The following is a 13,106-nucleotide window of genomic DNA, read 5'->3' as shown; positions in this document are numbered from 1 at the left end:
TATTTATAATAAAGCGGCAGATGTTTGTTTTGTATTTATTTTTATTTTCCAATTAGGTTTTTCTCATATTCTGCTATCATCTTTATAATTGTAGAACTATTTGTGTTGTAAGTTAAGTTATCCTTATATTCAGTATTCATATCTTCACCTAGCTCCATTAAAGTATCAATTCTAACTTTATTTAATCCTGTTCTAGATTGGTTTTTTAACATACAACTCCTCCTTTTATTCTTAAATTATTTCTTACTATTGTAACCAATTATGTATTTAATATAATTCACAATGTATAATTGTTTACCTAAAAAAAATATAGTATGATATAAGTTGGGAATTAAGGTTGCAGATGAGATATAAGGAATGATTTTCGTTCTAATTTTCAAATCTCAATTTTTGATTCTAATTTCTAAGAAGTTGGGAGGATACACCTTGAAAAAGATTATAATGACTGGTGGAGGTTCAGCAGGACATGTTACACCAAATCTTGCGCTTGTACCAAAGCTTAGAAAAATGGGATATGAGATAGAATATATAGGAACTAGGGATGGTATAGAAAGAAAAATTATTGAAGGAGAAAAAATCAGGTATCATATTATATCCAGCGGAAAGCTTAGAAGGTACTTTGATATAAAGAACTTTACAGATCCTTTTAAAGTAGTAAAGGGGATACTACAGGCTATTTTTATAATGAAGAAAGTGAAACCTAACATAGTATTTTCAAAGGGAGGTTTTGTATCTGTACCGGTAGTAATAGCTGCTCATTTAAGCAAAATTCCTGTTATTGCACATGAATCAGATATAACTCCAGGACTAGCAAATAAACTGGCGGCACCATATTGTACAAAGGTATGTGTTACATTTCCTGAGTCTATAAAAAATATCAAAGGTGATAAAGCAGTGCTTACAGGAACTCCCATAAGAGAGGAACTCTTAAAGGGGGATGCAGCACAAGGAAGAGAAATATGCCAATTTATAGATAAAAAACCAGTGTTGCTAATAATTGGTGGGAGCTTAGGTTCAAAGTATATAAATGACACTGTTAGAGGCATACTGGATAAAATACTTGTAAGGTACAATGTAGTTCATATATGTGGAAAAGATAACTTAGATGAAAAACTTAGTGGAAAAAGTGGATATAAACAATTTGAGTATGTAAGTGAAGAACTTCCTCATATAATGAGTTCTGCTGATATAGTTATATCTAGAGCTGGAGCTAATGTGATATTTGAACTTTTGACGTTGAAGAAACCTAATTTATTAATTCCTCTTTCAAAAAAATCAAGTAGAGGAGATCAAATTCTAAATGCTGCTTCCTTTGAGAAAAGTGGATACAGTATGGTTATTCAAGAAGAAGAACTTAACGAAGAAATTCTTGCGGATAAATTAGAGGAACTTTATAGGAATAAAGATAGATATATAAGTAAAATGTCTTCAAGTCCTCTTAAAAATGGAGTTGATGAAATAATTAGACTTATAGAAAAGCATAGTTTATAGAAAAAAGAAACCTTCTAACAAATTAAGTAGAAGGTTTTTTTATACTAAATGATGAAATATATTTCATGATTGTTAATAAAAAATTAAATCTTTCGAAAAATCAACAAAGACCTATTGAATTATTAAGCAGAAAAGGTATAATTATACTTAAGGATTTGAATAAAAAGCATTCATTGCCAAATGTTAAATTTTTATTTTTGAATAAAAAACCTTCTAGTTAGCGTCATGTTGTGAGAAACAGTAATGAAGCATAAGTAATACAGTTGTTTAAGGCTAGTAAATATCTTACTAAAAAGATGAACAGTTCAATCTGATAAACTAAACACTGTTATAATTTATTAAATTAAAGCGTCTTTTAAAGTAATACAAGTTTAAATTATACTAGATTACTTTTTAGGCATAAAAATTGCTTAAATGAAGTTTTACATAGTGGAAAATTTGTTGTATAGTAAAAATGTAACTTTTATTGCAAAATTACTTAAGTTTTTTGTTGTATTAAAGTTAATTTTGTAACTTTATAGTGGTATGATGATAAGATGAGTAATTCTTAGATAATCAGATTGAATGTTTTAAATCTATTCAATTAATTAAACTAAATTATAGATTTTGGCTCCGGTTAATTGCCTATAATGAATATGCAGCTGTTGTTTTGTTGCATATTCTTAATTTATAGAAAAATATAAGATTGAAGAAAGAAGGGAATTTTTAATGAGAAAAATGAAGACTATGGATGGAAATACCGCTGCAGCTCATATTTCTTACGCATTTACAGATGTAGCTGCTATATTTCCTATAACTCCATCCTCACCAATGGCTGAACACGTTGATGAGTGGGTGGCACAAGGAAGAAAGAATATTTTTGGACAAACTGTAAAAGTTATGGAAATGCAGTCTGAAGGAGGAGCAGCTGGTGCTGTCCACGGTTCATTACAGGCAGGTGCATTAACTACTACATATACTGCATCACAAGGTCTTTTACTTATGATTCCAAATATGTATAAGATAGCTGGAGAACTTCTACCAGGAGTTCTACATGTATCAGCAAGAGCTCTTGCTGCAAACTCACTTAATATCTTTGGTGACCACCAAGACGTTATGGCTGCAAGACAAACTGGATTTGCATTACTTGCAGAAAGTTCAGTACAACAGGTTATGGACTTATCAGCTGTAGCACACTTATCAGCAATAAAAGGAAGAGTTCCTTTCGTAAACTTCTTTGATGGATTTAGAACTTCACACGAAGTACAAAAGATTGAAGTTTTAGAATATGATGAGTTAAAAGGTTTAGTTGACATGGATGCTGTTAACGCATTTAGAAGAAACGCATTAAACCCAGACCACCCAGTAACTCGTGGTACTGCTCAAAATCCAGATATATACTTCCAAGAAAGAGAAGTTTCAAACAGATACTATGATGCACTTCCAGAGATAGTTGAAGGCTACATGCAAGAAATGACAAAGCTTACAGGAAGAGAATATCATCTATTTAACTACTACGGAGCACCAGATGCTGAAAGAATGATAATAGCTATGGGTTCAGTATGTGATACTATAGAAGAAACAATAGATTACTTAATGGCTAGAGGAGAAAAAGTTGGTTTATTAAATGTTCACTTATATAGACCATTCTCATTAGAGCACTTCTTCAAAGCTATACCAGAAACAGTTAAGAGCATAGCTGTTCTTGACAGAACTAAAGAGCCAGGTTCAATCGGTGAGCCATTATACTTAGATGTTAAGAATGCATTCTACGGAAAAGAGTTCCAGCCAGTAATAGTTGGAGGAAGATATGGATTAGGTTCAAAAGACCCAGTTCCAGGACAAATACTTCCAGTATTCGAAAACTTAAAGTTAGCTAATCCAAAAGACAGATTCACAGTTGGTATAGTTGATGATGTAACTAACACTTCATTACCAGTTGGAGAAGATATAGATACAACACCAGCAGGAACTACTGCTTGTAAGTTCTGGGGTCTTGGATCAGATGGTACTGTTGGAGCAAACAAGAGTGCTATAAAGATCATTGGAGACCATACAGACATGTATGCACAAGGATACTTTGCATATGACTCTAAGAAATCAGGTGGAATAACAGTTTCACACTTAAGATTTGGTAAGACTCCAATCAAGTCCCCATACTTAATAAACAAAGCTGATTTCGTAGCTTGTCACAACCAATCCTACGTTTATAAATATAACGTATTAGAAGGATTAAAGAAGAACGGTACATTCTTATTAAATACTATCTGGACTCCAGAAGAAGTAGAAGCGAATTTACCAGCAGCTTATAAGAAGTTTATAGCTGAAAACAACATTAAGTTCTACACATTAAATGCTGTTAAAATAGCTCAAGAAATTGGACTAGGCGGAAGAATTAACATGATAATGCAATCAGCATTCTTCAAGCTTGCTAACGTTATTCCAGTTGAAGATGCTATAAAATACCTAAAAGATGCAGTTGTAGCTTCATATGGTAAGAAGGGACAAAAAGTTGTTGACATGAACAACGCTGCTATCGACAAAGGTGTTGAATCAATAGTTAAAATAGAAGTTCCAGCTTCATGGACAGATGCGGTAGAAGAAGCTGCTGCAACTACTGAAGTTCCAGAATTCATAGAGAAGATTGTTTACCCAATGAACAGACAAGAGGGAGACAAACTTCCTGTAAGCGCATTCGTAGGAATGGAAGATGGTACATTCCCACACGGAACTGCTGCTTTTGAAAAGAGAGGAATAGCTATAAGCGTTCCAGAATGGCAAATGGACAAGTGTATACAATGTAACCAATGTTCATTCGTATGTCCACACGCTGCAATAAGACCAATACTTGCAGATGAAGAAGAAATGGCAAAAGCACCAGCTACATTTGTAGCTAAAGATGCTACAGGAGCAAAAGGACTTAAGTTCCACATGGCTGTATCACCACTTGATTGTTCAGGTTGTGGAAACTGTGCTGACATCTGTCCTGCTAAAGAAAAGGCTCTTGTTATGAAGCCACTTGATACTCAATTAGAGAAAGCTGAAGCTTGGGATTTTGCTATGACAGTTAAGACTAAGGAAAACCCAATGAACAAATTCAGCGTAAAAGGAAGCCAATTCGAACAGCCATTACTTGAGTTCTCAGGAGCTTGTGCTGGATGTATGGAAACTTCATACGCTAAACTTGTAACTCAATTATTTGGTGACAGAATGATGATAGCTAATGCTACTGGATGTTCATCAATCTGGGGAGCATCAGCACCAGCAACTCCATACACTAAAAATCAAAAAGGACATGGTCCAGCTTGGGCTAACTCATTATTTGAAGACAATGCTGAGTTCGGTCTTGGAATGTACTTAGGAGTTCAACAAGTAAGAGAAAAATTAGCTATGACTGCAAAAGAAGCTTTAACTAACGCTCCAGAAGGAGAAGTAAAAGTAGCTCTTCAAGATTGGTTAGATAACATGACTGTAGGAGAAGGTTCAAGAGAAAGAGCTGACAGAGTAATAGCTGCAATAGAAGCTGCTAACTGTGACTGTCCTACATTAAAAGAAATATATGAAAACAAAGACTTCTTAGTGAAGAGATCAAACTGGATCTTCGGTGGAGACGGATGGGCTTATGACATCGGATACGGCGGATTAGACCACGTTCTTGCATCAGGAGAAGACGTAAATGTATTTGTATTTGATACAGAAGTTTACTCAAACACTGGTGGACAATCTTCAAAAGCTACTCCAACAGCTGCTATAGCTAAATTCGCAGCTAGCGGTAAGCAAACTAAGAAGAAAGACCTTGGTATGATGGCTATGACTTACGGATATGTTTACGTAGCACAAGTATCAATGGGAGCAGATAAAGCTCAAACATTAAAAGCTATAGCTGAGGCTGAAGCTTATCCAGGACCATCATTAATCATTGGTTACTCACCATGTATCAACCACGGATTAAAAGGTGGAATGGGCAAGAGCCAACAAGAAGGTAAGAAAGCTGTTGAGTGCGGATACTGGGCTATGTACAGATTCAATCCAGCATTAAAAGAAGAAGGAAAGAATCCATTCATCCTAGATTCAAAAGAGCCAAAAGGAGACTTCAGAGAGTTCTTAATGGGCGAAGTAAGATATGCTTCACTTGCTAAGCAATTCCCAGAAGCTGCTGAAGCATTATTTGAGAAAACTCAAAGAGATGCTATGGAAAGACTTGAAGGCTATAAGAAGCTTGCAAATCAATAGTATATAATAAGAAGATGAGGTGCTTTGCACCTCATCTTTTTGTGTTAAAGAAAGTGATGTAGTAAAATTATAAGGCAGGGGCTAGTACTTATATAGAATTATTACTAATAATTTTAAAATTAATGTTTATAAATATAATATTTGTTTAGAATATAAAAAGTGAAATTTGATAAAATATACTTAGGTACTACGTATGCTTAATATTGAATTTTATGTAATAATTAAATTTAAATAATAAATTTAAAAAAAACTCTTTCTTTATTTCGAAATTAAGGGTAAAATTAGAACATAATACTAAAAGGAGGTGTAAGTCCTGGATAGACTAGATGATAGTATCAATTTTACTATCTAATGGTTCAGGATGTTTATAAAGCCTGTATACTTATACTAGATTAATTCCAGGGATATATTATGGATAAGGATAAATTAAATGAATGCGGCTGTGGCTGCGGAGAAGAAAATAACGGTGGCTGCGGATGCGGTGGACACGATCATGAGCATGAGTGTGGATGCGGATGCGGAGAAGGAGATCACGAATCTTTAATAGTTGATTTAGAAGATGAAAACGGAAACGTTGTTCCATGTGAAGTAGTAGATGGATTTGAATATAAAAATAGTGAATATGCTATAGTGCAAAATCCAGAAAATGGAGCTGTATACTTATTTAAGGTAGTAGGCGAAGGCGACGAAGGAGAACTTGTAATTCCTGATGATTCAGAGTTCGAAGAAGTTTCAGCTTACTATGAGCAATTAATGGATGAACAAGAATAAAAAATTGAATTAAGAGAAAATTATAAGAAAGTCGATGCTAAGTAGCACCGGCTTTCTTTGTGATAAAGACAATATTAGTGACTGTTTGGAAAGGAGTACTTTAAATGGATAAACTAGCTATATTTGATGTAGACTATACACTAACAAAGAGAGAAACTTTGGCAGAATTTTATCTGTTTATGATAAAGAAATATCCAAAGCTTATAGTCCATGCACCGAGAGGAGTTTTTTCTGCATTTTTGTATGCAATAAAGGTGTTAGATTCTCAGAGAGCAAAGGAGAATTTTATAGCTTTTATAGATGGAGTTCATGAAAAGGATATGCAGAAAATAGTAGAAGAATTTTATGAAAAGAGATTAAGCAGAATATTTTATAAGGATGCTATGGATACCATGAAAAAGCTGAAGTCAGAGGGGTATAAGGTATATTTAATATCTGCTTCTGCTGAATTTTACTTGAATGAATTGTATAAGATAAAAGAAGTAGATAAAGTAATAGGAACTAGGTTCACACAGGTTGGAGGAAAATACAGTAGAAAGATTGCAGGTAAAAACTGCAAAGGTGAGGAAAAGGTAAGAAGACTTATGGAAGTTCTGAAAGAAGAAAATATAGAAGTGGACTTTAACAATTCCTATATGTTCTCAGATTCACTGGCAGACTTACCGCTTTTTAACCTTGTGGGAAATCCTTACCTTATTAATTACAAGAAAGGACATGACAAAATAAAAATACTAAACTGGAAATAAAGCAAAGGGAGGGACATATAATGGGTGAGTGTATTAATAAGTATTTTATATATAATAATGAAATAAAAAATTCTAATGAATTTGATGAAAAAATCCTTAGTGAAGGAAAATCCTTATATGAAGTAATAAGAATAATAGATGGAAAACCATTATTCTTGCAAAAGCACCTTAAGCGTCTTGAAAATTCCGCTGCAGTAACTAATATGGATTTGTGGATTACAATTGATGAGTTAAAGGAGAAGATAACTGAGCTCATAAAAGTAAATGACACAGCAATTGGTAATGTGAAATTTATATTTAACTTTAATAAGGACAATACTTTTGCTGCTTACTTTGTAAAACACCACTACCCATCTACAGAGGATTATGAAAAGGGAGTAAGGACTATTCTCTACCATGGAGAAAGAAAAAATCCTAATGCTAAGGTTATAAATATGGGATTTAGAGAAGCGGTAGATAAGGAAATAAGAGAGAAGGAAGCTTACGAAGCCATACTAGTTGATAATAAGGGCTATATAACAGAGGGAAGTAAATCTAATATATTTATGATAAAAGGTGATAAAGTAATAACATCACCCCTAGAGGATGTATTACCTGGAATAACGAGAAATGTTATAATAGAGAAGTGTAAGGATATAGGGTTTGAAGTTGCAGAAGAGAAAATACACTATGAAGTTCTAAAGGATTTGGATGGATTATTTATATCTGGAACATCACCTAAGGTTTTACCTATAAGAGAAGTAGACAATATGAAGTTTGACTCTGCAAAAAATGAAGTGATTCTAAAAATTATGAGGGGATATAATATACTAGTAGATGAGGATATTACCAATTCGTAAGGAGTAGAGTGGAGTAGGATGGAAGGTTATAAGATAAGAAAAGTTTTGAATAACAACGTTGTAATAGCAGAAGAAGATGCTGAGGAATTGATATTAGTAGGTAAAGGTATAGGTTTTGATTTTGGAAAAAGCGGTGTAATACCTAAAGACAGAGTTGAAAATGTATTTATAAAGAAGACTTCAAAGATAGGAGAGAACTATCAAAAGGTATTAAAGAATATAGAAAGCAGCATAGTTGGTATATCAGAAGAAATTATAAACTACGCAGAGAAAGAATTGAAAGTAAAGTTAAATGAAGCAATACATATATCTTTGCCGGATCATATAAGTTTTGCGTTAAATAGAATAAACAAAGGTGTAAATATAGAAAATCCTTTTAAGAGTGAGCTGAATGCATTATATCCTGTAGAATATAGAATATCTGTAGAGGCTGTAGAGGCTATAAATAAACGATTTAACATCAATTTTCCAGAAGATGAAGCAGGTTTTATATGTCTGCATATAAGAGCAGCACTAACAAAAAAAGAGGTGTCAGAATCTTTAGCCTATACAAAAAAGATAGGTCAGGTAATGGAATTAATTCAAAGACTTACAGGTAAAAAATTGGAGAAAAGCTCTCTAGCCTATATAAGAACAATGAACCATATAAACTTTATGATAGAAAGAGTTGAAAAAGGTAAGCCAATTAAAAATGATTTATTAGAAAGTATAAAAACAGGGTTGGCAGCTCAATATAGTGTAGGTATTAAAATAGCTATGAAAATTGAGGATTTATTTTCTATAACAATTCCTGAAGACGAAATTGGATACATTGCTCTACATATCAAAAGGCTGGTAGAATAACTAGGTGATATATATGAAAAAATTATTTGCAGTATTTCAGAAGATAGGAAGGTCACTAATGCTTCCTGTTTCAGTATTGCCTGCAGCAGGACTTTTATTTAGACTTGGACAGGAGGACTTGCTTGGAAGATATGGCGCGGCCTTTAAATACTTAGCCACTGCAGGAGATGCTATTTTTACTAACCTGCCAATGATTTTTGCAGTAGGAGTGGCAATAGGTTTTTCAGAAGGAGAAGCAGTTGCAGCTTTAGCAGCGGTAGTAGGTCAAATAATTTTGCAGGCTATTATGGCTGCTGGAAGTAAAAACATAGGGACGGTTATAGATATGGGAGTATTTGGAGGAATATCAATTGGATTGATTTCAGCGACTCTTTACAATAGGTATTATAGTATAAAGCTCCCACAGGTTCTTGGTTTTTTCTCAGGTAAAAGATTTATACCAATAATAACTTCAGTGGCAGTCTTAATATTTGCCTCTGTAGGTGTAAGTTTGTGGCCTGTTATGCAGCAGATAATAGATACATTTGCAGGTTGGGCATCAACTTCTATATTAGGTCCCGCTTTTTATGCAGCAGGAAAAAGGCTTTTGATACCTATAGGCCTTCATCACGTGTACTATCCTGTATTTCTATATCAGTTTGGTTCCTTTACAGCAGCAGATGGAATAACTTATTTTGGAGATACTGCTAGGTATTTTCATGGAGATAAGACAGCAGGAATGTTCATGGCGTCAGAATATCCTATACTTATGTTTGGGCTTCCTGCAGCAGCATTGGCTATCATAGCAGCAGCTAGAGAGGAAAACAGGAAGAAGATATCAGGAATTATGATTTCCGCAGCACTTGTGTCTTTCCTAACAGGTATAACGGAACCAATAGAGTTTTCTTTTATATTTGTTGCACCAATACTTTTTCTATTTCATGTAGGAGCAGCTTTTTCCGCAGGAATAGTTACAAGTCTTTTAAATATAAGGTTAGGATATACCTTTTCTGCATCGGCCATTGATTATGTTTTAGGGTATAAGTTTGCAGAACATCCACTGCTAATATGGGCCATTGGAATGTTCTATTTTATTACCTATTTTATAGTATTTTATTTGACAATTATAGGAATGAATATAAAAACTCCAGGTAGGGAAGATATAGAGATTTCATTGGATAACATAAAAGCCGCTAGTTCAGAAAGAGCGTCTATGATTTTGGAGGCGGTTGGAGGAGCAGATAATGTGGAAATGATTGACGCCTGTATTACAAGGCTTAGACTGACTTTAAAAAATCGAAAAGCTGTTAATAAAGTCTTGCTAAGAAAAACAGGATCATCTGGTACACTGGAATTAGGGGATAGTATACAGATAATATATGGAACAGAAGCGGAAAGCATAAAGGATGATGTAAAAGCAGAAATTATAAAGAGTAGGCATTATAAGCAGAATATAGGTGAACTACAAGAAACTGCTGAAGGGCTAAACTTATCAATTCAGTTGGAAAACCCAATAAAAGGAGAGGTGATTCACCTGGAGACAATACCGGACGAAGTGTTTTCTGACAGGATGCTTGGAGATGGATTTGCTATAAAGCCAAAGGATAACAAAGTGTATTCGCCAGTTAGAGGAATAGTAAAGGTTTTATTTCCTACTAATCATGCAGTAGCGGTAAGAACTGAAGAGGGTATTGAAGTGCTTATTCATATAGGAATAGATACTGTTGCTTTAAAAGGAGAAGGTTTTACTGCCTATGTTAAACAGGGTGATAGAGTTGAAAAAGGAGATTTGCTAATAACCTTTAACAGAAAACTAATAGAAGAAAAGGCAAAAAGTAATCTTACACCAGTAATAGTAACTAATATGGAGAAGGTGGACAGATTAAATGTTACGTATGGCAAGATGGAAAAGGGAAAAATTGCAGCTGAAATAATATTGAAAAGCCAAGACTAAAACTACTGCCTATGCGGTAGTTTTTATTTGATTAGTAGTTAGAAGCTAATAGGTAGAATAGAAGTGGAAGGATTTTAATACCTGTTTCTAAGTGGCTGTTTACATGGTATAATGATTTTATAAAACCAGTAATTTACTAAAATAACATTTTATTTGATTTTCGAGATACTTTACATGAAAACAATATGTGAAGATTAATTTGGGAAAAGATAATCTATGAAAATTTAGAAAAATGGGGGATTTAATGATGAAAAAGGTATATGGGGCGGCTACTGTAGAACTGTGTATAGAAAAGGCATGTGAAGATTTGGGGATATTAAGAGAAAATTTAGACTATAAAGTACTAGAGGAAAAAAAGTCTTTATTCAGAAAAAAGGCTTTAATAGAAGTAGAAATTCCAGAGGAGAATATAGGATTAGAGGCAGATAGAGTTCTAGAAGAAGATGAAAACTTTAAGGAAGAAGATGGAACTGTAACAATAGCTGACGGAAAGATAATAGTTAAAAACCCTGAAAAAGATGGAAAAGCAGCAGAGATTTTAGTGTCTAATAACTTAAAGGTAGTTATCAATGGAGAAGAGGTTAAAGTCAGAAAAGAAGTGTATGAAAATGATAATATAGAAATATTTTTTCAAGAAAATAAAGCCTCGAGAGAGCTTAAAATATCTTTATCAGAAAACTATACTGAGGCCTATGCTACAATTATTTATGAACCTAAAAATATATACAAGCTTAAGGATAAAAGGGAAAATAAATTAGTAACTTTAGAACCAGAAATAGTATCACAAATCAATCCACCTAAATATAATATAGGAGAAGTTAAAGAAGAATTATTAAATAATAATGTAGTTTATGGTATAATAGAAGAAAACTTGAAGCAATGTGTAGAAAATAGTTGTAAAAAGTTTTTAATAGCTCGGGGTCAGCAGGTAAAAAATGGACAAAATGATACCGTAGAGATAAAATTTAAAATGGAAACAGACCTCAAAAAATTAGAAGAAGATAAGGTAGGAAATATAGATTTTAAAAGTATAGGATCAGTAGAAGCGGTTCATAAGGGTGATGTAATTGCAGTAAGACACATCGGTGAAGAAGGACAAGACGGGTATGATATTACAGGAAAGGTCAAAAAGCACAAAGTGGGAAAGAAGCTTAAGCTGAAGGCGGGAGAAGGGTGTATACTCGTTGATGAAAATACAATAGCTGCTGCTATAGATGGAAAGCCTTGTGTGAAAAATAATACTTTTTACGTATATCAGCTCCATGAAGTAAGAAGTGATGTGGATCTGAAAACAGGAAATATTAAGTTTATTGGTGATGTAATAGTATATGGTAGTGTTCAAGAAGGTATGGAAATCCAGTGTGGCAATGCTCTAAACATAGAAAAGGATGTTGAAAGAGCTAAAATAAAAGCCAACGGAAATATAGAAATTAAAGGTAATGTTATTGCTTCTAAAATATTTGCAGGAGGGGAAGATGTAAAAAAAATTAAAACACTTAATGATTTGCAAGCTTTAAAAGATAGGATTAATGCTTTAATGCAAGCTGTAGAAGAAATAAAAAAATTTAATCTCTTAGGTGTTGATAGAAAAGACGGAGAGATAGTAAAAATTCTTATAGAAAATAAATTTAGGATGCTGCCTAAATTATGTATTAATGTTATTACTGATATAAGATTATTGGATGATAGCATGGGTAGTTCAGATAGTAATAATTTAACTGATTTAATAAAAGGAAAACTTCTTGGTATATCTCCAATTACTATTAAGCATTATTCAGAATTAGACTTGATAATAAACTATATAGATGAAATAATTACAATCCTTAATGCCACCTTATCACTTCCTGTAAACGTAAAAGTAGCCTACTGTCAGGATTGCAGCATAAATAGTTCTGGAGATATATTTATAACAGGAAGAGGGGAGTATATATCTGACATTACCGCCAATGGAAGTATATACTTTACCGAAGAAAAAAGTGTTGCAAGAGGTGGAGTATTAAAAGCTAAGAAGGAAATTAAATGCAGAACTGTTGGGAGTACAGCAGGGGTAGCTACAAAGCTCCAGGTGGAAAAAGAAGGACATATATGGATAGATGTGGCTTACCAAAATACTATAATTGCAGTGGGATCAAGGGAGCTAGTTCTTGATGTTCCAAGTAAAAATGTACATGGTTATTTAGATAGCAGTGATGACATAGTTGTAGATAGGTTAAATTTATAGAAAAACCACTGTAGATACTTATTAATTACAAACGGACAGTTAAATAAATT

Annotated in this window: 9 protein-coding genes; 8 read left to right on the top strand and 1 reads right to left on the bottom strand. The window is 33.4% G+C overall.

Annotated features, from left to right (window positions below; genetic code table 11):
* Window positions 1-41: 41 nt before the first annotated feature.
* On the bottom strand, window positions 42-212 hold the full coding sequence (locus P8V03_RS00985) for a hypothetical protein (protein WP_318796418.1): 171 nt from the start codon (window positions 210-212) through the stop codon (window positions 42-44).
* 229 nt (window positions 213-441) lie between these two features.
* On the opposite strand from P8V03_RS00985, the gene murG reads away from it, so the two are divergent.
* The 8 genes from murG to P8V03_RS00945 all read left to right on the top strand — a co-directional run bounded on the left by murG (window position 442) and on the right by P8V03_RS00945 (window position 13,056).
* Complete coding sequence (murG, locus tag P8V03_RS00980) at window positions 442-1,491, top strand: undecaprenyldiphospho-muramoylpentapeptide beta-N-acetylglucosaminyltransferase (protein ID WP_428978959.1); 1,050 nt, start codon at window positions 442-444, stop codon at window positions 1,489-1,491.
* Window positions 1,492-2,199: 708 nt separating this feature from the next.
* On the top strand, window positions 2,200-5,703 hold the full coding sequence (gene nifJ, locus P8V03_RS00975) for a pyruvate:ferredoxin (flavodoxin) oxidoreductase (RefSeq protein ID WP_318796416.1): 3,504 nt from the start codon (window positions 2,200-2,202) through the stop codon (window positions 5,701-5,703).
* 411 nt (window positions 5,704-6,114) lie between these two features.
* Window positions 6,115-6,474, top strand: coding sequence for a DUF1292 domain-containing protein (locus tag P8V03_RS00970; protein ID WP_318796415.1), 360 nt, complete (start codon window positions 6,115-6,117; stop codon window positions 6,472-6,474).
* A 104-nt stretch (window positions 6,475-6,578) separates the two neighbouring features.
* On the top strand, window positions 6,579-7,220 hold the full coding sequence (locus tag P8V03_RS00965; RefSeq protein WP_261670860.1) for an HAD-IB family hydrolase: 642 nt from the start codon (window positions 6,579-6,581) through the stop codon (window positions 7,218-7,220).
* A 20-nt stretch (window positions 7,221-7,240) separates the two neighbouring features.
* Complete coding sequence (locus tag P8V03_RS00960) at window positions 7,241-8,059, top strand: aminotransferase class IV (RefSeq protein ID WP_318796414.1); 819 nt, start codon at window positions 7,241-7,243, stop codon at window positions 8,057-8,059.
* Window positions 8,060-8,077: 18 nt separating this feature from the next.
* Entirely contained in the window at window positions 8,078-8,902 is an 825-nt protein-coding gene (locus P8V03_RS00955; protein WP_318796413.1) for a PRD domain-containing protein, read from the top strand.
* A gap of 13 nt (window positions 8,903-8,915) precedes the next feature.
* The gene (locus tag P8V03_RS00950) at window positions 8,916-10,835 is read left to right on the top strand and encodes a glucose PTS transporter subunit IIA (protein WP_318796412.1); all 1,920 of its coding nucleotides are present in this window, start codon (window positions 8,916-8,918) and stop codon (window positions 10,833-10,835) included.
* A gap of 247 nt (window positions 10,836-11,082) precedes the next feature.
* Window positions 11,083-13,056: a flagellar assembly protein A gene (locus P8V03_RS00945; RefSeq protein WP_318796411.1), complete on the top strand. Its 1,974-nt coding sequence runs from the start codon at window positions 11,083-11,085 to the stop codon at window positions 13,054-13,056.
* Window positions 13,057-13,106: the final 50 nt, after the last annotated feature.

Source organism: Clostridium tanneri (assembly GCF_033659955.1).
GTDB classification, from domain to species: Bacteria; Bacillota; Clostridia; order Clostridiales; family Clostridiaceae; genus Clostridium_AM; species Clostridium_AM tanneri.
Note: the sequence above shows the minus strand (reverse complement) of the source record. Positions and strands in the feature narration are given on the sequence as shown.

Coding starts and splice junctions, on each gene's coding strand:
- P8V03_RS00985 (WP_318796418.1), bottom strand. CDS start 212: ATGTTAAAAAACCAATCTAGAACAGGATTAAATAAAGTTAGAATTGAT.
- murG (WP_428978959.1), top strand. CDS start 442: ATGACTGGTGGAGGTTCAGCAGGACATGTTACACCAAATCTTGCGCTT.
- nifJ (WP_318796416.1), top strand. CDS start 2,200: ATGAGAAAAATGAAGACTATGGATGGAAATACCGCTGCAGCTCATATT.
- P8V03_RS00970 (WP_318796415.1), top strand. CDS start 6,115: ATGGATAAGGATAAATTAAATGAATGCGGCTGTGGCTGCGGAGAAGAA.
- P8V03_RS00965 (WP_261670860.1), top strand. CDS start 6,579: ATGGATAAACTAGCTATATTTGATGTAGACTATACACTAACAAAGAGA.
- P8V03_RS00960 (WP_318796414.1), top strand. CDS start 7,241: ATGGGTGAGTGTATTAATAAGTATTTTATATATAATAATGAAATAAAA.
- P8V03_RS00955 (WP_318796413.1), top strand. CDS start 8,078: ATGGAAGGTTATAAGATAAGAAAAGTTTTGAATAACAACGTTGTAATA.
- P8V03_RS00950 (WP_318796412.1), top strand. CDS start 8,916: ATGAAAAAATTATTTGCAGTATTTCAGAAGATAGGAAGGTCACTAATG.
- P8V03_RS00945 (WP_318796411.1), top strand. CDS start 11,083: ATGAAAAAGGTATATGGGGCGGCTACTGTAGAACTGTGTATAGAAAAG.